The following is a 25,410-nucleotide window of genomic DNA, read 5'->3' as shown; positions in this document are numbered from 1 at the left end:
CCGCTGGTATGTGGAAGATGATATGTTAAAAACATCTCAGCTAGTCACTAATCTTCCATACAAGAGGATGGGGGCATTTTACATGATTAAGAATGCTGGAAACAATTTAAGCATTATACGGAAACATCCGCTTGAGTTAATTGAAAAAAAAGTAATTGAATGGTCTTGTATTGCATTCGCTGCTTTCGGAATCCTAACAAATAGTTGGTGGATGCTTTCGTCTATTGAAAAAAGCGGAGTTTTTCTTGCTTTTACTCTTTTTATAATTTTTCTTTCAAAACCTTTAAAATTTAAACAGAAAAACCTGCACTACCTTGACTGGTTTCTTGCAATATTAGGGATTATAGTGGGTTTTTATACTACTTTTACTGCGAAGCAATTTGCTATAAATATGCTTGCTGCAGAAACTCGTGATTATATAATGGCTGGGATAGCTTTTTTTCTTGTCTTAGAAGCTGCGCGAAGAACTTTAGGTATCTGGATGGTCGTTATCCCCTCTTTTTTTGCTCTTTATGCTCTTTTGGGACACCTTATTCCTGGCCCTTTAGGTCATTATGGTTTTACTTTAAAAAGATTCCTTTTACGAATATACCTTGTTGATGAAGGTATATATGGAATTACTACACAAATAGCCTCAAGCTACATTTTTCTTTTTATCCTTTTTGGTTCTCTACTAGCAGAAAGCGGCGTTGGGGAATTTTTTACGGATCTTGCAAATAAAATCGCAGGAGCTTCAGCGGGAGGCCCCGCAAAAGTTGCAACTATTTCAAGCGGACTAATGGGAACAATAAGCGGGAGTGCAGCAGCAAATGTAGCAACTACAGGAGCTTTTACTATTCCGATGATGAAAAAAATTGGTTTTAACCCAGAGTTTGCCGGCGCAGTGGAAGCAGTAGCCTCTACTGGGGGATGGTTATGCCCCCTATTATGGGAGCAGCAGCATTTATTATGGCCCAATATCTTGGAACATCATATAACACTATCATGATAGCAGCGTTGGTTCCTGCAATTCTTTATTATGTCTCTGTTTTTTCTTGGGTTCATTTTTATGCAAGAAAACATAACATATATGGGTTAAAAAGAAGCGAAATACCTCCTATTGAAAATTTCACTCGTAAACTTACACTGTTATTACCATTAGGAGTTATAATTTGGGCTCTTTTTTCCGGATATACCCCTATCTATGCCGCCTTTTATGGGATGATTGCCACTGTCATTGCAGCTATTATCCAAAAAAAGAAGTTTACTTTAGCCAACCTTACTAATGGTCTGAGGGATGGAGCTTTTTCTTCTATAAACGCTATCATCGCATGTATTGCCGCAGGAATCATTGTTGGAGTTTCTGCCATGACAGGAATAGGACAAGTAATCACTTATAATATAGTCGGTTTAGCAGGAAACAATTTGTTCTTTGCATTACTACTTACTGCCTGCGCATCCCTTATATTAAGTATGGGTTTGCCCGCTACTGCTTGCTATATTGTCGTTGGAACGATAGTAGCTCCTGCCCTAGTAAAAATGGGAGCAATTCCTCTTGCTGCTCATATGTTTGTTTTTTATTTTTCTTGTCTTTCTAACATAACTCCCCCGGTAGCTATTGCATGCTATACAGCCGCTGGAATCGCCAACGCAAAACCATTTGGCGTAGCATGGAAATCGGTTTTAATAGCAGCTCCTGGATTTCTAATTCCCTTCTTATTTACATATAACCCTGTTTTACTTTGCGCAAAAGGTTGTATCTCATTCTTCTTTCTTTTGTCTGTATTTACAGCTTTAATTGGAGTGGTTTTTATGGCAATCGCTGGTACTGGGTACTTTATAAAAACTATCTCGCCAATTCCTAGACTTTTATTTTTCGCTGGCTCTGTTCTTTTAATATTCCCTGGTCTACAAACAGATATTATCGGTTTCATTGTAATTGTAGTAGCAAGCTTACCTCAAATACGAGTTCATACAAAAAGCAGGTCTCTTAAGGATTAACGAGGATACCAAAAGAGGTGAATTAAATATGTTTGGTTGGAGAGCAAGGTTAGGTTTAATGATACCAACAAATAACACTGTAATAGAACCTGAGTTAGCCCTACTAACCCCTTCAGGAGTCGCACTCTACACCACTAGAATGATTTCTAGCCGATCTGGTTACGCCAGTGTGAGTGGCTTGCAACATATTGTTTCAAATGTAGAAAGAGCAACAGAAGAGCTTTCAATCACCGGAGTAAACGCTTTTTTATACGGTTGTTTGTCAACAAGTTTTGTACATCCTGATTGGGAAGCAAGTTATGCTAGCCATATTAGAAAAAGGAGTAAATCACCTGCCATAACTGCCATGAGTGCCACTATTAGCGCTATTCGTAGTTTTAATACAGATGATATAGCTCTTCTCTGCTCTTATGAAAGTGAAATGTTAAGGTTAGGGTTGAATCGCTTTGCAGCTGATAAAATTAACGTAGTGTCTGTTCACAGCTTAGGCATCTCTAACTTTTCCACACTATCAAACATTACGAATATAGATATATATCGTTCGGCACGGTCTATGGATCTTAAGGAGGCAAAGATGCTTTGCATTTTAGCTACAGATATCCCTTCAGTAAAGATAATTAACACATTAGAAAAAGATCTTGGAATTCCTGTTATTAGTACAAATCAATCTCTTTTATGGAATGTCTTAAATGAACTTAAAATAAACGTAAATAATAAAGATTTTGGATCCTTGTTTGACCGAAAAATAATCTAGTTTCTATTCTCAAACTCACTTGCGATTATGTTAATAAAAAACAGGAGAAAAAAATGAATAATAAATACAATGATATTCGTTTTAAGTTTTTACATATTCTTGGAGAAACAGTAGTAAATTCTCTAAAAAAAAGAGGGTTTCTCGCCACTTATGTTAACCAAAAAGAGGAAGCCCTACGACTAATATGTGATTTAATACAAGATGGATCATCTGTTGGAATTCCTGGAAGCGTGACTATACGAGAAATTGGGGCAATAGCTGCTTTAAAAGAGAAGGGATGTACCATTTATGAACACTGGAACATGCCTTTGACTATTGAAGAGAAAAATAAGATTTTTATAAGAGAGAACAGCGCCGATTATTTTTTGACAAGCTCAAACGCCGTAACACGAAACGGAATTCTTGTTAACGTTGATGGGGTTGGCAACAGAATAAGTGGAATGTCATGGGGAATAGGTGAACTTATTTATGTAATAAGTATGAACAAGGTAGCTGATAATCTAGAAGCAGCTTTTAGTTTAATTCGTAATCGTTCTTGTGTTTTAAGTGCACTTCGCCGTGGCGTAGACTCTCCTTGTGCACAGGTTGGCTATTGCGTAAACTGTATGACTTCACAAAAAGTATGCAAGGCTTTTCTCATACAAGAAGCCCCTCCTACAGGAAGGAAAGCCAATGTAATTCTTGTTGGCCAAACTTTAGGTTGTTAGTAGAAACAATAAAGTAAAAAAGATTTTAATTTGTTTAATATATACTTTTAATAAACTAGGAGGCGGTTTAATGCAAAAGAAGGTTTATTTTATTCCTGTCATAGATGTAAGTTGGAATGCATTTGGCCCATTGAATCCACGTAAAAACTATAGCCATGAATCTCCGCCTCTTAATTTATGTGTAAAAGAATTAGAGGTTATGTTGGATCTGATGGTAAAGCTTTACAATGGAAATTTCGCTGTAGCAATTCATACAGGAACCTACTGTCGTGATTCTTTTACAGAAGAACCTTTCTTATCTATTTGGCACCAAGTGGAAAGAATAGGTGGTGAACTCTTAATCCACACGCATGAAGAAATCGCCGCCAAAGGAACACTTAATAGTAACGAACAACATATGAAAAAGGTTATTTATAGGCAATTTGATAGACTTAAATCTGCAAACCTGCACCCAGTGGGATATCGCGGAGGACTTTATGGATTTGCTCCTTTTCTGACTTCATATCTTGAAGAGCTCGGACTTAATGTTGACTTGACCCCAGCACCAGGCTTTCAAAATAAAGAACGGAATGCGAGTTGGAGCAATTGTCCTTTCTCTGCTTTCTATCTTGGAAAAGGAGATGATCTTGTATCTCCTAAAAATGAAATAGAGACAAGCTCTGTACTTTCTATCCCTTTAGGTGCAAGCGGTAGCGGAACGGATAACACTGACTATCTTTATATAGATTATGACCTCTCCACATTAAAATCTATCCTCTCGATATGGAACGCTATTTTAGACCGCGCACAAAAAAAGAATACGCCGCAATTTGTGCATACACTTTTTCATACCAACTCCATGAGCAACAGGGAAATGTTAGAACGTTATCGCTATTTCACAGAAACTGCACTCGTTCACGGTAAGGCTTTAACGCCAACAAAACTCGTTAAAAGGTTTTCTAAAAAAGGATAGGAGTGAAATAATGTTTGGATGGAGGGCTAGATTAGGGTTGTTGGTTCCGTGTATTAACACAGTGTTGGAGCCGGAATTTCGTCATATTTTGCCAATAGGTATTGATTTTTTCACTACGAGAATGCTAATGAAAGGTAGTTCTAAACTTGAGAAACTTTCTTCCATGGAAAGTAGCCTTGATTTATGTTTAGAATCTCTTATAGATATAACCGATATTTTCCTTTACGCTTGTACAAGTGGTAGTTTTATTAAAGGTCTAACTTGGGATAATGAGCTACAACATCGTATATATATGAAAACTAAAAAGAAAGCTGTCACTGCGATGCAATCCTTAGTATATGCATTACATGTTTTTTCTGCTAAAAATATAGTAGTAGCTACTCCTTACATTCCAGAAGTTAACGAGAAGCAACGATCTTTTTTTCAAGAATGCGGGTTTAATGTCCTCAAAATAGAAGGAATGAACATAATCGAACATGGCGGTTCTGGATATATAGAATCTGAATCCATATATGATTTTGCCAAGCAAGTTTTGACTGGGACAAGCCCAGATGTTTTAGTGCTAAGTTGCACTAATTTTAGAACATTAAATATAATTGAAAAACTTGAGACTGATCTAAATATTCCCGTAATAAGCTCTAATCAAGCTCTTTTATGGAATGCATTGCGCTCTCTTAATATAACTGAGATGATTTTAGGTCACGGAAGTTTGTTGAAGGGTATTAAATAAATTATCTCTTGTTAAATGATCTGATCAAAGTCAATAATATTGAGAGAGACCGTTTATACCATTGCAGCGCTACAGGTCTTGAATACTCATATAGAGATCTTTTTAAAGTCAGCGAACGGGTTCTTAATTTAGAAAGGCTCTTTAACATCCGAGAAGGTTTCACCAGGAAAGATGACTATCTCCCCGAAAGATTCAGCAAAGAACCTGCAATGAATGGCCCAGGAAAAGGACAGGTAGTGGATCAAGGTCGTCTTCTAAATCTTATCTACACTGCTAAAGGCTGGGATGAACAAGGGATACCAACGAAAGGAAAACTGGAAGAACTAGGGTTAACTCAAATCGCATCAAAAATGTTCAACTAATAAGATTATTAAAGAGAGAAAGAACTGCTATTAACGAGGCGCCCTATTGTTTTCCATAACTGCCAAACTTGCGCAGAACATTCTCCATCTCTTCTTCAGAAAGAATCACTGGTTCGCCAATACTTTTCGTCCGATAGTAAATTTCTGAAACAAGCTCTATTTCCTCTGCTGTTGAAAAAGCTCGAGAAAGGGTTTCTCCCACTGCGACCAGCCCGTGATTGGCAAGAAGAACAGCATTATAGTTACCGATAGCCTTCGCAACATTTTGAGCAAGTTCAGGAGTTCCGTAAGTAGCATAGGATGCTAAAGGCACTTTTTTACCCGAAAAACCAATAAGGTAATGAACTGGGGGAAGTTCCCATCGTAAACACGCAATTGTTGTGGCAAACACTGAATGGGTGTGAACAACAGCTGATATGTCATCTCTTCTCTTATACAAAGCAAGATGCATCTCCGCTTCGCTGGAAGGTTTTACATTTCCTTCTATTATCTCTCCGGAAAGGCTCATTATTACAACATCAGCAGCTTTCATTTCGAAATAATCAATACCTGTGGGGGTCATGGCCACTTCTCCCCTGGCCCTGTTACAAATACTAATGTTCCCCCCTGTGCCAGTTGTCAGTCTGGAAGTAATCATTTTCTGACAATATGCCACTATCGCTTCCCGCTCTTCTTGAAGTTTCATCGTAATACCCCGTTTCTCACTTAAAACACCGCATAGGATGAATCCAGCGAATCTGCAACAAACATATAACCAGGCGCGTGGGTTATGGCAAAGGGAGGCTTGCTCGCCATAAGCGCTGCCTGAGGGGTCACTCCACATGCCCAAAATACTGGAACTTCGTTATCATATATAGGAACAGCATCCCCAAACTCTGGAGAATGAATGTCTTTAATACCAATAGCCGCTGGATTGCCTATATGAACTGGCGCCCCATGCACAGCAGGGAATCGACCTGTTGACAGCACAGCCTTGGGAACCTGTGTATATGGAATTGGGCGCATACTCACCACCATTGGGCCTGACAAACGCCCAGCTGATTTACACTGAATATTTGTAACATACATCGGCACATTCGAACCTATCTCAATGTGCCGAACAGGAATGCCTGCACCAAGCAGTGCACTTTCAAACGTAAAAGAGCAACCTAGAAGAAACCCCACGAGGTCGTCTCTCCAGTATTTTATTATGTCTGTTGGCTCATCAACACACTGACCATCGATCCAAACCTTATACTTAGGAATGTCTGTTCTGATATCGGCACCTGGAGCGATCATCTTTGGTTCCGGATCCCCTGGCTCTGTCACATCAAGTACTGGGCAAGGTTTTGGATTACGCTGAGCAAAAACGAGAAAGTCATAGGCCCAGTCTTTCGGTAAAATAACGAGGTTAGCCTGAACATGTCCCTTGGCCATACCAGGAGTTGGCAGGTTATATTTCCCCTGTCGAATCAGCTCGCGAACTTCCTGTGGAGTGCAGCTGCAGAAATCTGCCCCTTTCATATCCCAAGAACCTCCTTGATATTTTGAATCGAAATGCCCTCTTGAACAAGAATCTCCCAAATAGCAGCAGCCATGGCCACTGCCCCTTGAGTGTCTCCATGAAGACATATAGAATGAGGCCTTAGGGGAACAAGTGTTCCATCAATAGCCTCCACAACACCTTCTTTAACCATCCGGACAACCCGGCTTGCTGCCAGTTCAATATCATGAATAACCGCCCCTGGCTGCTTCCGTGGAACAAGAGTGCCATCTGACTGGTAGGCCCTGTCTGCAAAGGCTTCGACAGCGAAGGGGATTTCTGCTTCACTGGCTGCTTTTTCAAAACAAGTGCCAGCTAGACCGAGAAGTATTAGCCCTTCCCCTCCGTCCCGAACAGCACGAGCTACGGCTTCAGCCAGGGCTGGATTCTTAGCTGACTGATTGTACATGGCGCCATGAGGCTTAACATGCTGAAGAGGTATTCCATAGACCTTGCATGCAGCTTGTATTGCCCCTATCTGATAAAGACAATAGGCATACACTTCATCTGGAGAACAAGCCATTTCTCTCCGTCCAAATCCCATAAGATCCGGATAACCTGGATGAGCTCCCACTGCTACGCCTTTTACTACAGCCTCCTGGACTGTCTTTAACATCACTTGAGGATCACCAGCATGGAATCCGCATGCAATATTAGCGGAAGTGATGCTTTTCATAACATCTTCATCATGCCCCAGAACATACACACCAAAGCTTTCTCCCAAATCGCTGTTTAAGTCTACAGAGAACATGGAATCATCCCTTCTCTCAAAAATTAGCAATCAAGACTCTCCCAACTCACTGTATGAGTTTCTCCATCCACTGAAAGCTCCCACGTCCCAGACGTCATTAATATTTCTGTTTCGCACTCAGACATCGGGGGAACAATCCGTGTAATCCATGCAGCAACAGACTGTCTAAGTTTTATTATTTGGTCAGATTCTTGTTTTGCTAAAGAAACAGCTTCTTCAAAAGACACCTGCTTAAAGCGGATTTCCTGGCCTGGAAGATATTGAGCAATTTCAGCAATGTCAGGCGAACAGAGAACAGCGATTTTCGTATATCCACCAGTTGTTTGACGATCTGCCAACATCACTATAGGCTGGCCATCACCTGGAACTTGGACTGCACCAAGAGGGATGGCATCTGAAATAATATCTGCCCCCCCAGAATGTTCAATAACTGCCCCTTTCAGACGATATCCCATACGATCAGCGGATTCGGTAATTTTATAGGGTTCTGAGAAAAACGTCTCTATCCCCTTAGGTGAAAAAGCATCATCTTGAGGACCAAGTACTACTCGTAATGGCCGACCTGTCCTCCGCTCAGGCAATACTGCTACAGGACACTGAAAATCTACAAAACGGCGCCAAAGGATATGAGGCTCGCCAGTAATAAAAATATCACCTTTTACGAGTGCCCGCCCGTCTACTCCTCCGATTTGTGCCCTAAGATATGTAGAACGGCTTCCCATAACGACAGGAACATCTACACCCCCTGAAAAAACCAGATATGCACGGCAACCATTACCTTTCATTCCGCTGAAAGAAAGGGTGTCCCCTTCGCCAACTTTCAAAACATTATTACAGGGATAGGATATTCCGTTAATGGAAAAACCCAGGTCGGCTCCTGTTGCCACAACAGCACCTTCTCCTTCTATTACCGTCAATGTCGGACCAAGAACTGTCACTTCGAGACAAGCTGCTCCTTCTTCGTTCCCCACCATAACATTACCGCTTTTCAAAGCAAAAAGGTCCATTGCTCCCGCAACAGGCATCCCCTTGCCCTGAAATCCCCACCTGCCCATATCCTGTACTGTGGTAAGCATTCCCGGCTGTGCAACTTTTATCTTCATGCCGGAACCTCTCCTTTATCAAACATTTCGAGAGTATATTCTCCATGGGAAACCTGTTCTTCTATAAGGGCATATTCGTTAGGGGAAATTGGTCGAAATCGTATCCATAGCCCCCCATCAGTTAATGTGGGCGGTTCTCGTGTAGCATCAAACATTCGTAAGGGCGTTCGCCCGATAAGTTGCCATCCACCAGGACTATCTATTGGATAAATCCCCGTCTGTCTTCCAGCTATTCCCACACTTCCTGCAGGGATTTTTTCTCGAGGCTCTACAAGGCGAGGGGTGGAGATAGATTCATCCATCCCGCCGAGATATGAAAATCCAGGAGTAAACCCAAGCATATAACAGTAATAATCCACAGAAGAATGTCTTTTAATCACTTCTTCCTCTGATAACCCTGAATGATGAATAACATTTTGAAGGTCCGGCCCAAACTCGAAACCATAACAAACAGGAATGATGACACCTCTTCCCTTTTCTCCTATAAAATCTGATTCGGCCTCACTAGCTAGACGATTTATAAGAGGAAAGAATCGTAAAGGATCAATGGCAAGAGGGTCGAAATATACTGCAAGAGAACAGTATGTGGGAACAAGTTCACGCAACCCTGAAACTTTTTTACTTTCTAGAGTACGTCGTAAAGCCTGAACCCTTCCATTCACATCTAAAGATATAGCATCGCCATACTCTATAACCACGCAGCTATCTCCAGCACATCGTATTTTTGGCCATTGTTTTTCTATCAAAACCAAGCCCACCTCCAAAGATGGCAGCTCCTAAAACTTTTAGCACGACATTTCTTTGAATTCTACCTTAAGCACAAGCAGAAGGTGATAGTATCCTTTACGCTTGCAGCTTTCTATGGCTTCTTCAACTTCCTCAAGAGTTGTACGCCGAATTAAAGTGTGGAAAGCCATTATGTCATGGCCCTGTAGGGCTTGCTCAAACTCCAGCCACGCATTAAGCAACTCTCCATGATGTTCTATAAGAGAGAGAAGGGATTTAGTTTTAAAAAGAATCTGTGAAAGACTTTCTTCCCGATGTTCCCTCACAGCCAGAGGTTCTGCAGACATTAACGATTCTTCTACAGGAATAACCAGGCGATAAAGAGCCTGGTAGACCCCTTCTCCCTCGATCCCCACACTAAAGGGCGGAGTCTGAACATGGAGGTGTCCAAAATACCACTGGCGAAAATGAAGACGGGGAACAAGGGTATCAAAGTAAAGAGCTACTGGATCTCGTGGAACATGGCAGGGATTAAGGGTAATGCCAATATATTTTGCACGAAGCAACTCTAACAAAACGGAAAAAGGAGCCATGTGGGTAAACACATAATCCACTTTCCATCTCACCTGCTCTAAAGATTGCCAGCCCCTAACCATTTCTTCTTCAGATGGAATTTCGCGCTCCCACCACGAGATTCCTGGGCGACGGAAACACCTATCGATGCTTAACGCTCCACCAAATGTGAAGCAAGCATAATTTTCTATAGTATAAACATACCCTCTCTTTAGGTGAAATATTTTATCTGTAATCACACCTACGGGGTTGCCGAAATGTTTTTCTGTAGGAAGGTCATCTAGTCGTGTAAAATTTTCGTGGTTACCGTCTATAAAAAGTGTCGTCCACGGCATAGAGGAAAGCCATTGAAGCCACTCCAGCTCTTTTTGTGTAGGTTCAGGAGCGAAGAGCAGGCCAAAGTCACCCATAATGAGCAAAAAGTCATGCTCACTCAAATTTTTGCCCACAGCATAATAAAAAGGCAGCAACTCATCCATTTCTACGGTTCCGTGTTTATCGCCGGTAACGTAAAGGGCCATAAGCTCCTCCTTTTGGGGCAAATTTGCTACTTATGATTATGGATGAAAATCACTGCAAATGCCAGAACAAAAAGGGACTGCCCCAATGGGACAGTCCCTTTTATCTGCCTAGAATTAAAGTAAATTCTTACAGAGGTTTAACGTTGGCAGCCTGAGGTCCTTTCTGACCAGACTCGATATCAAAAGAGACTTTCTGCCCCTCGTCGAGAGTCTTAAAACCATCAACCTGAATCGCGCTAAAATGAACGAAATAATCTTTTCCGTCCTCACCAGTGATAAACCCATAGCCCTTTGTGCCGTTAAACCATTTTACTGTTCCTTGTGTCAAGATGTTGCCTCCTAAATTGTTTTTGCTGCTTCTTTTCTGCAGCTTGGTTAGCATACAGACTTTTAGCAACTTTGTCAAGAAAATTTTTTGAATTTGTGTAGATGGACCTGAGTTTCGTTCCGCCTCTTTGGGTTTACTCATCTTAATATCAGGGTTTTCTGTATTGTATTGCAAATTATGCTGCGATATATTTATCTGCATGTAAGATGTTTCAATTCGGAAGGAGGCACGAAAATGGCAAAAGTAGCAAGAGAAATGGTTGAAAAAGCAGGAGTTGATGTGGAAAAACTCCTAAAATTGCTTGTGGCCAATGCCGCTGCAGAGCTGACAACTTTTTATTACTACACTATACTTCGATGCAATCTTATTGGCCTCGAAGGAGAAGGAATAAAGGAAATAGCGGAGACAGCACGAATTGAGGACAGAAACCACTTTGAAGCACTCGTTCCCAGAATTTACGAGTTAGGGGGCAAACTTCCTGACGATATGAAGGCCTTTCATGATATTTCTGCCTGTCCTCCCGCATCATTGCCTAAAGACCCTACAGACGTAAAAGCAATCTTGATGGTTCTCGTAAACGCTGAGCGGTGCGCGGTCCATGGATACACCGAAATATGTCACTTGACAGCAGGCAAGGATCATCGGACCTATGAGCTTGCCCTGGCCATTTTAAATGAGGAAATAGAACACGAATCGTGGTTCTCCGAATTTCTTGGAGAAGGTCCTTCTGGCCATTTCTTGAGAAGAGGTGAAACTTCTCCCTTTGTTTCCAAGTTCATGCGTTGAAGCGGCTGTTTAGGAATTACATTATCGCTGTCCGGTAACAACAATTGACACTATCGGCACATTATGTTAATCTCCTTGAAAATTTAAGTATTCAGGAAAGGAGGATCCTTACGTGTCTTCAAAAAACCATAGCATCAATGAAATTTCTCTTATCAATGTAACTACAACTACTACCATGACGACATGTGTCGACCCTCCTGGAGCAGTCGGCGTTTGATACGTCGTGTACTGAAACTTCAGCCGGGGGTCTTCGATTTTAGAAGGCTCCCGGCCTTTTTTATGTCATTATTCTAGAGAGAAAAGAGATGGTAGAACATGAAGGTTTGGGGCCTATGCTTTATTGGTTTTGGTAACGTTGGTCAAGGTCTCGCTCGTATTTTGGTTCGAGAGGAAGAAAAGCTTTATCACAAGTGGGGATTCAAATTTAAAACTTTAGCTGTAGTAGGCCGGACAAAAGGTGCCTGTAAGAATCCCGAAGGTATCTCTCTGCAGGCTCTTCTTAACAGATTGGATCGTGGCGAATCCATAGGCACAGATCTTATCTCCCCCTTGGAAGCTGTTCGTCTTTCTGGCGTAGATATTGTTATTGACGTTACCCCCACAAACCTCACTACCGGTGAACCTGGGTTATCCATCACAAGAGCCGCATTGAATGAAGGAAAGCATGTCATTTCCAGCAACAAAGGTCCTGTTTCTCTGGCATTTCATGAACTTCAGAAATTAGCTTCTGACAAAAGATGTGAATACCGATTTGAGGGCACAGTCATGAGTGGAACTCCCGCCATCAATTTGGCATTGGAATCTATGGCAGGGTGTGAATTTTATGAAATTCAAGGTATAGTTAATGGTACAACGAACTATATTCTGACCAGGATAGAAGAAGGGCTTGAGTACGATGTTGCCCTTAAGGAGGCTCAAGATTTAGGATATGCGGAAACCAATCCCGAAGGGGACGTGGACGGGTGGGACGCTGCAGTAAAAGCTCAGATCATTGCAAATGTTATTATGAGAAACACTATTCCTCTCTCTAAGGTAACTCGAAAGGGTATTGCTGGCTTGAGCCGTAAAAATATACAAGCAGCTAAATCTAAAGGGGCAAAAATTAAGCTTCTCGCTCATATTCAACGCACCTCGAATGGAATTTCAGCCTCAGTAGCTCCTGTTGAACTTCCGCTATCCCATCCTTTAGCAGGAGTGGACGGCGCCACCAACGCCATAACTTACACCACAAACAATATCAAAAATGTCACTATTATAGGCCCTGGAGCAGGAAGAGAAGAAACGGGGCAGGCTCTTCTGTCCGACATGCTCTCTATTGTTGCTCATGAACAAGTTCTCTTTTAGAGAAAAACACAGGCTTCATAGTAGAGGCAGTTATTATAAAGATGTGAGGAGGAGTTTTGAGATGAGCTACGAAAAGTTTTGCATAATGCCGCAAACATTGGAGGACATTAACTGTTTTCTCTCTGATACCAAAAATAAGACCCTAACCGACCTGCGTAGAGTCGTTTCAAAATACGGTACTGTATCAGAGATCAACGAAAAAGCCCATGAAGCTGGGAAGGTTGAAAGTCTTCTAGAGAAAGTGAAACACGCAAACCCATCCCATGTCAAAGAGCTGGATTGGCTACAGGCTGCTAAAGACTGTGGGGATTTTATATCCCTATCCGAATATCGTTCCCGCATTGATCCGGATCGGCCAGCATGGAGTTATGACGAAACAAGGGCTGTGACTCTTGAGATCAGTGCCATGCAATATTTCCCCTGGCTGATAGCTGAAGCGAAACAGGCCAAAGAAAAGGGTGAAATTCTTCCCGGCCGTTTCATTAGAGTTCGTAAGATGAAAGAGCAGGAAGCCGATAATGGGGACTTACCAGCGGTAAGAGCAGCCATTAAAATTCTTGGAGCCAGTTGTGTAGAGACTCTCGATACTAAAGGAACAGACGGATCGAACATACATCTGGGAGGGCCAGATACCATCACTGGATATTTCGGCGGCATCGGGCAACCCAACAGCCACCCTCTAAAATGGATCGATGAGCTTCTCTATTACTATGTAAACTATGGAGTAGACGAAGTGCTGAATATAAATCCAGGAACAGTTTTTTTAGGATATCTCCTCTACCGTCTCGGTGTAAACATCAGATTCAAAATTTCGGTTTTCATGGGAAATGACAACCCCTATTCTGTACTGTGGACATTGCTGGCTGCCCGTCTTTTCGCCAGAGATGACGGGACTACCCCTCTTGCTGGATTTAACTTATCTAATTCTATTGATGGAGAGCATATCGCAAAATCTGCAGAGATTCGAAGAGAACTCGGTCTAGAAGATGATGTTCGCATAGAACACCATATTACAGAAACGTGGAAAAGCATCGTTCGCCAGCCATACGATAGAAGAGACGAACTCCTTGAGCTTGCAAAAACTATTCCTAACATCTCAGCCAAACATGAAGGAGGAAATCCAGAAGACGAACAGCAGCTTTATCACCAGTCAGATATACTCGACTACTTTAGGGATAAAAAGGAAATAGTAGGCACTGGAGATTGGGAGGCACTTACCCGCAATTATCTTCTTAAGCACAAAGCAGTAAACACCACGGCCGAAGCCCTCACCAAAGCAGGTCTTTCCTTCATTGCAGCAGGTGTTCACCGCCTTTGATTCTTTTTTCGAGAAAGTCAGAAGGGGCTGTCATTTTTCGATAGCCCCTTCTTTTATTATTCGTATCTTAACGCTTCGATGGGATTAAGCAACGAAGCCTTATATGCTGGGTAAAAGCCAAAGAAGATGCCCACACAGCCAGAAAATCCAAAGGAAAGGACCACAGATAGAAGAGAGATATCAACGGTCCATCCCAACGCCTTCGAAATGACTTCAGCCCCTGCGATACCAAGAATAATACCTGTAATTCCCCCTAAAAGAGAGAGAGTAAGGGCTTCCACAAGAAACTGCAATCGAATATCTGCTCTTTTGGCCCCTATAGCCATTCGAATGCCAATTTCCCGTGTCCGTTCAGTAACCGAGACAAGCATGATATTCATAATGCCAATGCCCCCCACTAAAAGGGACACCCCTGCCACTGCAGTGAGAAGCAAACTCATGACCCGAGTCGCACTTTTGGCGCTTTCCACCATCTGTGTCAGGTTGCGCACAGTAAAATCATTTGATTCCCCTGGTTTTATCCGATGGCGCTGAGCAAGAAGCGCTTCTATCTGTTCCTGAGCCAAATCAAGGTGCTGTTCAGAAAGGGCCTTTACCGAAATGGACGAAGCCATACCCATCCTTTGGGGGCTAAACAACCGTCGCTGCACGGTAGTAATTGGAACAAGAACAATATCATCCTCGTCCCGCCCCATAGCGCTTTCCCCTATTTTGTTCAGAAGGCCGATTACAACCATGGGCACACCTTTAAGACGAAGGATCTTACCAATAGGGTCCTCCGTCACGAATAAATTATCTACAATGGTCTGCCCCACAATACAAACCTTTGTCGCGCTCCGTACATCCTGATCTGTAAAAGTTCTCCCTGAGGCAAGGCTCAAATCACGAACAAAAAGATAGTCAGAGGTCGTCCCTGTCACCCGGGCCGGGTAATTTTCATTTCCATAGACCGCTTGAGCCGTTCCGCCGTAATAGGGAGCAACGTAAGCCACCGCGCTGCATTCCTCTCCAATGGACATCGCATCATCAATTGTAAGATTATGAGCTATGTAACTTCGTGAACCTCCAAAGGTAATTGTTTCGGGACGCACCACAATCATATTGCTGCCAAGACTCGAAAAACGCTCTGCAATCTCTTTATTGGCACCGCTCCCCACAGCGAACATAATGATCACCGCCATAACGCCTATGACGATTCCAAGCATGGTCAAAGCCGAACGGGTTTTATTGGCGCGAAGAGACCTAAAGGATATTTTTGAAGTTTCATACAAACTCAGCATGTCGGGTTCACTCTTTCATCGTGCACTATGGTTCCATCTTTTACCGTAATAATTCTGGAGCCGAATAGTGCCATATCCCGCTCATGAGTAACCTGTATAATAGTTTTACCGGACTCAACATTAAGTCGCACGAAGAGTTTCATCACATCTATCCCCGTTTTGCTATCGAGATTGCCGGTAGGCTCATCAGCCAGAATGAGGGGTGCATCATTGGCAAGAGCTCTCGCTATAGCCACACGCTGCTGCTGGCCTCCTGAGAGCTGCTGCGGCTGATGATTTGCCCTGTCTTCCAAATCCACAATTTGAAGGGCATGGAGAGCTCGCTCATGACGTTTCCTTGCCGATATGCCGCTATAGAGCATAGGGAGTTCTACATTTTCGAGAGCTGTCATACGGGGAAGAAGGTTAAAACCCTGAAAGACAAAACCAATAGTATTCTTCCGGATATCCGCAAGTTGGTTTTCGTCGATGGTGCTCACGTCTGTTCCATCAAGATAATAATGCCCTTCCGTTGGGGTATCGAGACATCCTATAATGTTCATAAGCGTTGATTTTCCAGACCCCGATGCCCCCATAATCGAAAGGAATTCTCCCTTTTTAACGGAAAAAGACACTCCCTGAAGAGCCGTAACATCTACCTCTCCCATAGAGTAGGTCTTGTAAATATTATCGACGCGGACCAGGTACAAAGGGAGACCCTCCTCCATTGCTATTGGTTTTACCAGAAAGAATGCTTGTAACCACATTCATTCCCTCATTAACATTGCCAGAAATTTCAGTGTACAAACCATCAGATATTCCTATAGATACGGGAAGGGGCTTGAATTCCTTGCCGTCATAAAGCCAAAGTGTCTTCTGGTTTGAAGAAGCGTTTCGTCTAGCCGAATTAAAATTTTGCCCATTTCCATTGGAAGCGAGAAAATCTGGACTCGGTTTGAAACGCAAGGCAGCATTAGATACTTTAAACACGTCAATCTTTTCTTTGGCAATGACCGAAACATTAGCTGTCATACCAGGCATAAGTTTAAGATCCGGATTCTGAACCATAATGATAACTGTGTATGTAACTATATTGCCTTCGGCATTAGGAGCAAGGCGGATCTCCTCTATACTACCTATAAAAAAGAGCTCAGGATAGGCATCAACAGTAAATTCAACCCTTTGTCCTGCTTCTATCTGTCCAATATCAGCTTCATCAATGTTCGCTTCCACTTTCATTTTCGTCAGATCTTCTGCGATAGTAAAGAGAGTGGGAGCAGACTGGCTCGCATTCACAGTCTGTCCAACCTCCACTGTCCTGTCAATAACGACTCCATTAATAGGAGAGGTTATACGCGTGTAGCCAAGACTTACCTCCTTATGTCTCAAATTAGCTTGAGACTGGGCCAAACTTGCTTTAGCGGCCTTTAATTGGGCAAGAGCCGTATCGTACTCTGTCTGAGCTGCATCAAGCTCACTTTCTGCGATAAGGTCTCTGGAATAGAGCTCTTTTTTTCTATCCCTGTTCTTCCTCGTGTTTTTAACAGTGGCCTCGGCTTTTGCAAGGTCTGCCTGAGCGGAAAGAACGTCAGCCTTTGCTGTCTCGAGGTTGGCCTGCAAAAGAGCAGGGTCTATCTCTGCAATGAGCGCTCCTTTTCTTGTAATAGAATTGAAATCGGCATAGATAGCTTTGACCGTGCCGGAAACCTGGGTTCCAACATTTACAGTATTGACCGCCTGAAGGCTGCCCGTTGCGGAAACTGTCTTTATGATCTTGCCACGAGTAATAGGAGTTGTTTCCACAACCATGGCTTTTGAAGCGTCTTTACGGGATATGATAAAATAACCGCCCAAAGCAAGAAGTAAAAGAAGGACAACTATCCACTTTTTCATTCCACCGTTCCCCCTACCACCTTTTCAAGAGCAGCCCAGGACCGGTGATGAGAATAGAGTGCCGACCAGTACCCTTGCTTAGCCTCTTTAAATTTTTCTGTAGCGTCGGCCACTTCAATTGGAGAGCCTACGCCTACTTTATATCTGTTTTGCGCAATCGTCAGATTCTCTTCTGCCTGCTGCACCGTTTTTTGCGCAACTGCCAAAACCTCATCAGAGTCGATAAACTCCATATAAGCCTGTTCCACTTCTTTACGAACATCAGATCGAAGAGACTCTTCCTCCCCTTCGGCCACAACCAACTCCGCCCTGGCCTGGTTTATTTTCTCCCCCTCAAGTCCTCCATCGTAAAGGGGGATCTGAAGTGTAACTCCAACAGACCAGTTATCATCTTCGGTAGGATGACTGCCGCCAATGGCGTATTTTCCCGATGCTCTTACCTCTGGTGCATTTCCTTTCGCAGCCAGGCGAATGCTCTCCTTGGCTGCCTTAACACCTATCTCACTGGCCAGAAGGTCTGCCCTTTTCCTTAACGCTGTTTTTAAAACTTCGTCGAAAGGTATAGAGAACGAAACACGCTCCTCTACATCTTTGAGTACATATTCCGGTGCTTCTGTAACCCCCATGGCATTATTGAGCTCTGCCCTCGCTTTTTTTATTGCTGTTTTCGCAGTCACCACCCCAAGCCTAGCCTTGCTTTGTTCCACTTCCGCAGTAGTCACATCATATTTTGGAACAGAGCCCACGTCATAAAAGGCCTGGGCCTGGGTGAGAAGAAGAGTATAAAGATTCAAAGTTTCTTCGGCTACTTCGAGATCTTTCTGTGCCTCCAGGGCATCAAAATAGGTTTTTTTAACATTATATTGAACTTGACACTCAATGGTTTTATAGTTTTGAGAAGCACTCTCTTTCTTCAAACGAGCGATGCTTTTTTCCGCCTTCGTCTTCCCAGCGTCTGTAATTAACTGTGAAATTCCAGCACTTGTAGAATAAGTATCGCCATCCCGAGCAGCAGAAGACTCCTGACGGCTGTAGCTGCTCGAAACATCAACCTGAGGGCGTTCTTTTGAAGCAACTTGCCCCATCTGGCTGTCAGCTACATCAATTTTAGCCCTGGATGCTTTAAGATTCGGGTGGTGTACCTCCGCTATGGCAAGACACTGTTCAAGACTGAGAGGGGTAGTGAATATTATTTTTTCTTCACTTAATCCTTCAGTAGAATGGCACATACAAAGAAAAGCTGTCAAAACCAAAAAGACGTACTTTTTCATCCCAAGCTCCTTCAAAAATAATCTTTATTATCTTTATATAGGGTACATGCCGTCTATTTATACAAAAAGGAACCCGTCTTATCATCGTGGAATATGCTTATATTTATGAAAAAGAGGCTGACCTTATTAAGTCTAGCCTCTTTTAGATTACGAACGGATCATTACTAGGGCCATTTTAAAATCTTCAATAGCCCTCAGCCCATGGGGAACATTTGCTGGCATAATAAGCCATTCCCCCTTCTCAACTATTTGTGGTGTTCCAGCAAGGCTTATTTCCGCTTTCCCCTCGAGTACCTGTACCAACGCATCGTAGGGAGCAGTGTGCTCGCTAAGACCTTGTCCTCTATGAAATGCGAAGAGGGTCACTGTTCCTGTAGGATAGTCTATAAGAGTACGGCTGACAATCGCGCCCTCTTGAACCTCAACCATTTTTCCCGCTTCAAATTTTTCTCCTTTTTCAAAAGTCCCGTGGTTCATTTTTTCACTCCTCCTCTAGTAATAGAAATATGCACTGTGTATTTTTGACATGCTACCATAATTCCTACTACTTTACTAGTGTTTTTTAAATATCAAAATTGATGCTGAGAAGGCTCAGTTGCGAATGAACCCTGAATTTTTCCTCTATCAAAATAAAAAGCCTGTGTGAGAGGTGAACCTCTTTGATTTGCAATGAATCCACTGACTGCGCCCTCCACTATTATGGGGAAACAGCCATGAAATCGATTTTTGCTCTCGGAGAAAAAAGAAGTACATTATTTTTTATATCTTCCAAGTGGGATAAGGTGTCCTGTTTATCTATATTCTCCGGCGCATACACTACAAAAAGAACGTTTTGCGTTTCAGCAGTAATGGCTGTGCGCTTATCAGGGCCATAAATGACACTTGATATGACACCTTTATCGTCACAGATAAGCATATCGTTATCACAAACGAGTTTCTCCGTATCATTTATTAACGTGTAGTATCTATCACCATCTCCAATATCTGCAACTATGGGAAACTCAACTTTGTCGAAATCATGCCCTGCCGTAAGCAGCATATTTTTTAACTCAGCTATAAACATAGCGGTAACGAGACAATTGACAATGGGGATACTTCTCCCCTTTATTGCTACAGACTCAATCTGGTAAAGCACAGGATAATTCTGACCATACAACTTAAAATACTGGTCATAGACACGAAGTACTGGTTGATTTCGCAATTCTGCCCGAGACATCATACTAAATTTGCTTCGTAAATCTTCTTCCAGGTTCTCTCTCACGCGGTTAAGGCAATCATGACATGACCCGTTACTGACTTCTTTAATGATTAAAATACCAATATGGGCTTTCGGAAACTTCTTTAGAAAAGCATCAGTTGTTGTGATCATTTTCTTTCCCTCCTCTTCACGCTCTTCCCCAATCCCTCCTTGTTAATTCTAACCGTTTGCTGCCATGTCAAGAGGTTAATAATTAACTGTCATTCAACAATAAAAAACAAAGGCTTTATTCCTCAATAACAACAACCAAACCCGGCTCTACATGCTTAACTAAAAGTTCAAGATGATCATTTCTTAGCCGAACGCATCCTTCCGTTGCCCTTTGTCCAATAGAACCCGGATCATGGGTTCCGTGAATGCCTATGCCTGACCAGCCGGTCTTCAACCGGATAAACCATGGGCCATATGCCCCCTTAATGGGTCCCTTCCCATCCTTGAAATCGTGAACCCAATGGCTTGAGTCATGAATTCTTTCTACCATAAAAGTTCCCACGGGAGTTCGCAAATCTCCGACTCGCTGTTTATTACCCTTATTTCGCCCCACTGCTACGGGAAAAGACAATACTTCTTTCCCTTCTCTGTAGAGGGTGAGAACAAATTTTCTTTTTTCCACGACAATCCTGTCTGGAGGCTCATGAGCATAAGTCTTTTCTCCACTCAGGGCTGGATTGTTGGCCGCTGCGAAAAAGCAAAGGAAAAATGTCAACAGAATAAGGTTTTTAATCTTCATTGCCTAGTCCTCCAGTTTAGATTTATGCTCCATATCCCACGTTGTCTGGGTGCTGCTTTCTTAACCATTATCAATCTTGCGGCTGCATGCTCACCCCAGGAGGCATTCCCATGGAACTCAAATCTATATCCTCGTACTCTATGTTTCCAGGGGGGGTAAACTGGGATGAAGGAATGGAAGGATTCACCTCGAAAAGAGTGGCCTCCTCTTTCTGTTCCATAGTTCCCAAGCTCATCGCAGACTTTAAGGTGATGTGTTCCTCATATACCCACGTTCTCACGCCTGAAACCTCTGCTACCACGCATTCATACCCGAGTAACTTCTCTTTTCCCAGGATTTTCCCGCCCATTTCCTTAAACATTTCCTCCCCTTTTTCTTTCATTTGCTCGGGGGTCATGGCACCTGAATACATAGCTGCCATTTTTTCCATATCGCTATTTTTCATCCTTGTCCCCGTGTTCGTCAAAAGGTCAATGTTATATGTATAGCTATCAGTACGGATAAAAAGTGTTTTGTTTTGCGTTACCTCTTTTGTCCCACCAAAAGAAATAGTTGTTTCCTCATCTCGTAATTCATAATAATTTTTCCCATAACTATCAAAGAAAACCGTCTTTTTCCCCACTGTCTGTCCTGAGAGTTCGTACTCTATATGAGCCGATTTTACTGGGGGTGTAACTTTTGAGATCCCTTCTTGGGCATAACAAAAAATAAAGGTTACAAACAATACAAAAAATATTGCTCCCTTAAAAAACTTATTCTTCATTACTAGCGCCCCTCTCTATATGAATTCTTAAGCCACATACCCCTCTCATATTTACAAAATTCCCTTATCTGGTCGCTATGCAGTGTACTCATCTCTCCACCACCTTCTTCAAACAAATTTTAACACTGAAAAAATCAATGTAAATTAAACTTGTTTATTTTATCAAATTTGTATATTCTAAAAATATTATGGAAGATAAGAGGCTGATGAGATGAATAATGCCACAAATACTCAACAATCGAAATTGCCTGATCATTATAAGGGGGCAGCAGCGGCACTTTTATCAGCTTTTTTGTTTGGCTTTATCCCTATTCTAGCAGTATCTGCCTATAAAAAAGGCATTACCGTCATGACTTTTCACTTCATGCGATTTATCATCGCATCAATTGCTCTTTTCTGCCTGCTTTATTTTCAGAAGGGCCATCAGGTAGTAATGGTGGGCAAGAAGAACTTTTTACAGCTTTTTGTACTTGGCGGTATTCTTTTCACTCTCACAAGTTTTAGCTACTTCTCTAGTTTTCAGTATATCCCGGCATCCATGGCAGCGCTTATTTTTTACTCTTATCCAGCTCTTGTTGCTATTGGATCCTTGTATGTCAATAAAGAACCTCTTACAACAAAGATTATTCTTTCTATTACGCTTTCTACTGTGGGTCTTATATTTCTTTCTGGAAAGATTGACGCTTCGGTTAGTATGAAAGGTGTTCTTTTAGCAGGTTTTGCTGCTCTTTCTTACACATCCTATATCCTTTATGGAAACTCTCTCATGAAAAAGACACCATATCAAGTAGTTGTTGCCTTTGTCTGTTTCTTTTCAGCCGTGTCTTTTTTTATAGTAGGAAAAGCAACTCATAATCTTATTCTTCCTCACACTACTTCTACATGGCTGCTATTTTGCATTATTTCTCTTGTTTCCCTTTCTGGTTTCCTCGCGTTTTTTCTTGGGGTGAAACTAACAACCCCGTCAATAGCGGCCATTCTCAGCATGGCAGAACCCCTTGTAACTGTAGTTTTATCTCTATTAATCTTTAAGGAGTACCTGACCATTCTTCAATATCTGGGGGGGATTCTCGTGCTTGCTGGGTCTTTTTTAGCTCTCAAAGCATGTGCCTTGAGATGAAAGTCGACGTTGGCAAAAAGAATAAGCCCCCCAAGGGGGGCTTGAATTTAACGATATGATCCGTAAGAAGAGGGGCCTGTATAGCAGAAACGTTCATTCAGCAAAAAACGAACCCTGTCTGTGCACAGATCCCATGCCTCAGGCTCCTTATTGAGAAGAGACACCATTTCATTGAGCAATCCGTCAATGACAGCATTGGAAACGTTTGGATCTTTCGCAGTTTTTTCTATTTTATCGATAATTTCTTGCGCCTTGCTCATCGTTACAAACCTCCTTTCCAAAACATAAAAAGGATTATATCACTTGAGCTATTCGATAAATATAGATAATAAATAAGATTTATAACGAAATGAAATATTTTTCCTATCTCTGCTGTATCTGCTCCTTGCAACACCACTAAAGCTACGTCCCAAGCTGGTGGAAGACAAAGGTGAAGCTTCTCTTGGCCGAAATCAATAACTTACTGCTGCTTTAAATGCACGTCCATTTGAGGATATGGTATTGATATGCTCTCCTCATCAAAACGTCTCTTCACTGTTTCAATGATATCGAAATAGACGGTCCAGTAATCCTGGGCGTTTACCCAAACTCGGACCGTGAAGAAAATTGCGCTTTCCCCATGCTCTGACATTCTCACAAAGGTTTCTGGCTCTTTTAAAATTAACGCGTGGTTCCCCACAACTCCCTGCAACACCTCAATAACCTTATGAGAATCTGCCTTATGCCCGACGCCAAACTTGAAATCCACACGGCGAGTGCTCTTAACAGAGTAGTTTACGATGCTGGCATTTGAAAGGCTTCCGTTGGGAATGAAAATCACCTTATTATCAACGGTGACAAGTTCTGTATAGAGAATCTGTATAGCCTGGACAGTTCCACTGAATCCGCTTGCTTCTATATAGTCCCCCACCTTAAAAGGCCTCAAGGCCAAAAGCAATACTCCTCCCGCAAAATTAGACAAAGAGCCCTGAAAAGCCAAACCTACGGCAAAACCTGCTGCCGCAATAACAGCTACAAAGGATGTGGTATCTATTCCAAGAATACTAATAATTGATATGACCAAAAGAACCTTCAATAAGGCATTGACAAGAGAAACAATAAATGGCTTCAAAGTCTTATCAAGAGATGATCTTTCAATAATCTTTTCTACTGTTTTGGTAATCCAATGAATAACCTTTAATCCAATTAACACCGCTAAAATAGCCAAAGCTACGCTTTTAATGACTGGCATGGACAAATCAATAAAACTATTCATAAAACACTCTCCCTTTTCCTTTGATACTATCCATAACAACAAAAAAACAATGGATTGTCAATTAAACAAATTTGCCTCCCCATAAAGCCACTGGAGATGTCACTGAACTCAAGTAAAAATATGATCTTTCTGATAATATGAAAAGGGAACAAAACCCTCACCAAGAGGAGTGATTTTAAAAATGAGACATCTGTTTTTTTACCAAACCCCTATAGGAGAAATAGCCATAGCTGAAGAAAACGATGTAATAACCCGCCTCTGCTTTCAAAGTAAAGATATTCTTAAAGACATGACAATCCATGAAACTAAAATTCTTAAAGAGGCTGGAAAACAACTTAAGGAATATATGGAGGGGAAACGAAAAGAATTTACTCTCCCCCTTGCACCAGTCGGCACTGAATTTATGATTCGTGTGTGGAAAAGTTTATGTGCCATACCCTACGGTGAAACACGAAGCTATAAGGAAATAGCTGAAAGTATCGGAAACAAAAAGGCCTCACGGGCAGTCGGTCTTGCCAACAATCGTAACCCCATTCCTATTTTTATCCCCTGCCACCGCGTTATCGGTGCTAATGGCAAACTTGTTGGGTATGGAGGAGGACTCCACATAAAATCCTTTCTCTTAAAGCTGGAAATGGAATATAAAAATTAAGTCTACAAAAAGGGCCCCTTACGAGAGTGATTTTTTATATAACCTGTTTTTCTTGCTACAAGCTGCTACACTGTGTTTAAATAAGAAAAAATTCTTCTTCAGTCAGTTTATAGCCGATAAGCATTGTGGTCATTCCACCACCAGAACGTGGTCGTTTCCGTTCTACACGGGCGATAGCTGTTAATGCTTGTTTGAAGTTTCTTGCATTTTCCGAATAACAGCCATTGGCACTGCACCAACGCTGATACCGGGCATACACTTCGGATGTCCGCACCTCACTGTTAGGACTTTCTTCCAAGACATCCTCGAAAAATAATGCTATTTTATCGCTGTCACGCTTATAAGCCTCCGTTGCTGTCTTAACGGAATCAGGTAAAGTCAAGCCTTCCTTCTTTAACAACTGATAGCCTTCAATTAGCCAGTTGAGGATAGCACTCTGATTCTTCGGTTTGGCAAATTCACGTTTTAGGTTTTTATCCTGCTCGCTTTCATCAAAGTGTCGTTCAAAAGGGATAATTACCACTCTGCCACTGGAAAACAGCGTCATATCCGTAATAACGGGCAGATAATTGGTGTTGATATACAGCTTAAACTTTGGTGAAAAGTCAAAAGAATTCTCATGTAGAAACCTTGCATTGATGGTGTCACCACCTGTCATGCTTTTTACCTGTGCAGCATTTAGGACAAGTCCTCTGCTAGGTTCGGAGATATTCACAAAGCGTACTCCTGCAAGCCGGGCAATATCTTCACTT

At 42.1% G+C, this 25,410-nt stretch carries 28 protein-coding genes and 1 pseudogene; 11 read left to right on the top strand and 18 right to left on the bottom strand.

Annotated elements, in window-relative coordinates; all coding sequences use genetic code 11:
• Positions 1–22: 22 nt before the first annotated feature.
• From BUC50_RS09645 to BUC50_RS04755, 6 genes and pseudogenes are all read left to right on the top strand, one after another.
• Positions 23–1,980, top strand: a pseudogene (locus BUC50_RS09645) (TRAP transporter permease).
• A 28-nt stretch (positions 1,981–2,008) separates the two neighbouring features.
• Complete coding sequence (locus BUC50_RS04775) at positions 2,009–2,734, top strand: maleate cis-trans isomerase family protein (protein ID WP_013047909.1); 726 nt, start codon at positions 2,009–2,011, stop codon at positions 2,732–2,734.
• Positions 2,735–2,787: 53 nt separating this feature from the next.
• Positions 2,788–3,441, top strand: a complete 654-nt coding sequence (locus BUC50_RS04770) for a lactate utilization protein (RefSeq protein WP_013047908.1) — start codon at positions 2,788–2,790, stop codon at positions 3,439–3,441.
• 70 nt (positions 3,442–3,511) lie between these two features.
• A complete protein-coding gene (locus tag BUC50_RS04765) occupies positions 3,512–4,393 on the top strand; it encodes a polysaccharide deacetylase family protein (RefSeq protein WP_013047907.1) in 882 nt (293 codons plus the stop codon).
• A gap of 10 nt (positions 4,394–4,403) precedes the next feature.
• A complete protein-coding gene (locus tag BUC50_RS04760; protein WP_013047906.1) occupies positions 4,404–5,123 on the top strand; it encodes a maleate cis-trans isomerase family protein in 720 nt (239 codons plus the stop codon).
• 8 nt (positions 5,124–5,131) lie between these two features.
• Positions 5,132–5,485, top strand: a complete 354-nt coding sequence (locus tag BUC50_RS04755) for an aldehyde ferredoxin oxidoreductase C-terminal domain-containing protein (protein ID WP_041459314.1) — start codon at positions 5,132–5,134, stop codon at positions 5,483–5,485.
• 43 nt (positions 5,486–5,528) lie between these two features.
• Here BUC50_RS04755 and BUC50_RS04750 read toward each other — a convergent pair whose 3' ends face one another.
• From BUC50_RS04750 to BUC50_RS04720, 7 genes are all read right to left on the bottom strand, one after another.
• The gene (locus tag BUC50_RS04750) at positions 5,529–6,170 is read right to left on the bottom strand and encodes an L-fuculose-phosphate aldolase (protein ID WP_273015207.1); all 642 of its coding nucleotides are present in this window, start codon (positions 6,168–6,170) and stop codon (positions 5,529–5,531) included.
• 20 nt (positions 6,171–6,190) lie between these two features.
• Entirely contained in the window at positions 6,191–6,988 is a 798-nt protein-coding gene (locus BUC50_RS04745; RefSeq protein WP_273015208.1) for a putative hydro-lyase, read from the bottom strand.
• Complete coding sequence (locus tag BUC50_RS04740) at positions 6,985–7,758, bottom strand: LamB/YcsF family protein (protein ID WP_273015213.1); 774 nt, start codon at positions 7,756–7,758, stop codon at positions 6,985–6,987. Before BUC50_RS04740 ends, BUC50_RS04745 begins: the two co-directional genes overlap by 4 nt.
• A gap of 23 nt (positions 7,759–7,781) precedes the next feature.
• On the bottom strand, positions 7,782–8,861 hold the full coding sequence (locus BUC50_RS04735; RefSeq protein ID WP_273015209.1) for a 5-oxoprolinase subunit C family protein: 1,080 nt from the start codon (positions 8,859–8,861) through the stop codon (positions 7,782–7,784).
• Entirely contained in the window at positions 8,858–9,625 is a 768-nt protein-coding gene (gene pxpB / locus BUC50_RS04730; protein WP_273015210.1) for a 5-oxoprolinase subunit PxpB, read from the bottom strand. The genes BUC50_RS04735 and pxpB overlap by 4 nt, the downstream gene beginning before the upstream one ends.
• A 21-nt stretch (positions 9,626–9,646) precedes the next feature.
• Positions 9,647–10,681: a metallophosphoesterase gene (locus tag BUC50_RS04725; RefSeq protein ID WP_273015212.1), complete on the bottom strand. Its 1,035-nt coding sequence runs from the start codon at positions 10,679–10,681 to the stop codon at positions 9,647–9,649.
• 127 nt (positions 10,682–10,808) lie between these two features.
• Complete coding sequence (locus BUC50_RS04720) at positions 10,809–11,009, bottom strand: cold-shock protein (RefSeq protein WP_013047899.1); 201 nt, start codon at positions 11,007–11,009, stop codon at positions 10,809–10,811.
• A 234-nt stretch (positions 11,010–11,243) separates the two neighbouring features.
• Here BUC50_RS04720 and dps point away from each other — a divergent pair, with 234 nt between their 5' ends.
• The 3 genes from dps to BUC50_RS04705 all read left to right on the top strand — a co-directional run bounded on the left by dps (position 11,244) and on the right by BUC50_RS04705 (position 14,457).
• The gene (dps, locus tag BUC50_RS04715; protein WP_286677198.1) at positions 11,244–11,795 is read left to right on the top strand and encodes a DNA protection during starvation protein; all 552 of its coding nucleotides are present in this window, start codon (positions 11,244–11,246) and stop codon (positions 11,793–11,795) included.
• Positions 11,796–12,110: 315 nt separating this feature from the next.
• Complete coding sequence (locus tag BUC50_RS04710; protein WP_286677197.1) at positions 12,111–13,139, top strand: homoserine dehydrogenase; 1,029 nt, start codon at positions 12,111–12,113, stop codon at positions 13,137–13,139.
• 61 nt (positions 13,140–13,200) lie between these two features.
• Positions 13,201–14,457 carry a hypothetical protein gene (locus BUC50_RS04705; protein WP_013047895.1) on the top strand — a complete coding sequence of 419 codons (1,257 nt, stop codon included), beginning with the start codon at positions 13,201–13,203 and terminating at the stop codon, positions 14,455–14,457.
• A 56-nt stretch (positions 14,458–14,513) separates the two neighbouring features.
• On the opposite strand, the gene BUC50_RS04700 is transcribed toward BUC50_RS04705, so the two are convergent.
• From BUC50_RS04700 to BUC50_RS04665, 8 genes are all read right to left on the bottom strand, one after another.
• Entirely contained in the window at positions 14,514–15,737 is a 1,224-nt protein-coding gene (locus tag BUC50_RS04700) for an ABC transporter permease (RefSeq protein WP_013047894.1), read from the bottom strand.
• Positions 15,731–16,426, bottom strand: a complete 696-nt coding sequence (locus tag BUC50_RS04695) for an ABC transporter ATP-binding protein (RefSeq protein ID WP_013047893.1) — start codon at positions 16,424–16,426, stop codon at positions 15,731–15,733. The genes BUC50_RS04700 and BUC50_RS04695 overlap by 7 nt, the downstream gene beginning before the upstream one ends.
• Positions 16,404–17,609, bottom strand: coding sequence for an efflux RND transporter periplasmic adaptor subunit (locus BUC50_RS04690; RefSeq protein WP_013047892.1), 1,206 nt, complete (start codon positions 17,607–17,609; stop codon positions 16,404–16,406). The genes BUC50_RS04695 and BUC50_RS04690 overlap by 23 nt, the downstream gene beginning before the upstream one ends.
• The gene (locus BUC50_RS04685; RefSeq protein ID WP_013047891.1) at positions 17,606–18,880 is read right to left on the bottom strand and encodes a TolC family protein; all 1,275 of its coding nucleotides are present in this window, start codon (positions 18,878–18,880) and stop codon (positions 17,606–17,608) included. The genes BUC50_RS04690 and BUC50_RS04685 overlap by 4 nt, the downstream gene beginning before the upstream one ends.
• 147 nt (positions 18,881–19,027) lie before the next feature.
• Entirely contained in the window at positions 19,028–19,357 is a 330-nt protein-coding gene (locus tag BUC50_RS04680) for a cupin domain-containing protein (protein WP_013047890.1), read from the bottom strand.
• Between the two features lie 220 nt (positions 19,358–19,577).
• Positions 19,578–20,249, bottom strand: a complete 672-nt coding sequence (locus BUC50_RS04675; protein WP_013047888.1) for a phenylalanine--tRNA ligase beta subunit-related protein — start codon at positions 20,247–20,249, stop codon at positions 19,578–19,580.
• Between the two features lie 115 nt (positions 20,250–20,364).
• The gene (locus tag BUC50_RS04670; RefSeq protein WP_013047887.1) at positions 20,365–20,868 is read right to left on the bottom strand and encodes a L,D-transpeptidase; all 504 of its coding nucleotides are present in this window, start codon (positions 20,866–20,868) and stop codon (positions 20,365–20,367) included.
• A 70-nt stretch (positions 20,869–20,938) separates the two neighbouring features.
• The gene (locus BUC50_RS04665; protein WP_013047886.1) at positions 20,939–21,631 is read right to left on the bottom strand and encodes a hypothetical protein; all 693 of its coding nucleotides are present in this window, start codon (positions 21,629–21,631) and stop codon (positions 20,939–20,941) included.
• 211 nt (positions 21,632–21,842) lie between these two features.
• On the opposite strand from BUC50_RS04665, the gene BUC50_RS04660 reads away from it, so the two are divergent.
• Positions 21,843–22,751: a DMT family transporter gene (locus BUC50_RS04660; protein WP_013047885.1), complete on the top strand. Its 909-nt coding sequence runs from the start codon at positions 21,843–21,845 to the stop codon at positions 22,749–22,751.
• A gap of 47 nt (positions 22,752–22,798) precedes the next feature.
• Here the strand turns inward: BUC50_RS04660 and BUC50_RS04655 are convergent, their stop codons facing one another.
• The gene (locus tag BUC50_RS04655; RefSeq protein ID WP_013047884.1) at positions 22,799–23,011 is read right to left on the bottom strand and encodes a hypothetical protein; all 213 of its coding nucleotides are present in this window, start codon (positions 23,009–23,011) and stop codon (positions 22,799–22,801) included.
• A gap of 200 nt (positions 23,012–23,211) precedes the next feature.
• The gene (locus tag BUC50_RS04650) at positions 23,212–24,006 is read right to left on the bottom strand and encodes a mechanosensitive ion channel family protein (protein ID WP_273015403.1); all 795 of its coding nucleotides are present in this window, start codon (positions 24,004–24,006) and stop codon (positions 23,212–23,214) included.
• 181 nt (positions 24,007–24,187) lie between these two features.
• Between BUC50_RS04650 and BUC50_RS04645 the strand changes: the two genes are divergently transcribed.
• Positions 24,188–24,658 (top strand): methylated-DNA--[protein]-cysteine S-methyltransferase, encoded by a 471-nt coding sequence (locus tag BUC50_RS04645; RefSeq protein WP_273015402.1) that lies wholly within the window; start codon positions 24,188–24,190, stop codon positions 24,656–24,658.
• 76 nt (positions 24,659–24,734) lie between these two features.
• On the opposite strand, the gene BUC50_RS04640 is transcribed toward BUC50_RS04645, so the two are convergent.
• Positions 24,735–25,410, bottom strand: a 676-nt coding sequence (locus BUC50_RS04640) for a DNA primase family protein (protein ID WP_286677196.1), incomplete at its 5' end; no start/stop codon positions are given.

It is taken from the genome of Aminobacterium sp. EBM-42, from assembly GCF_001896635.1.
Lineage (GTDB): Bacteria > Synergistota > Synergistia > Synergistales > Aminobacteriaceae > Aminobacterium > Aminobacterium colombiense.
The sequence above is the reverse complement of the archived record's forward strand: the minus strand, read 5'-3'. Positions and strand labels throughout refer to the sequence as shown.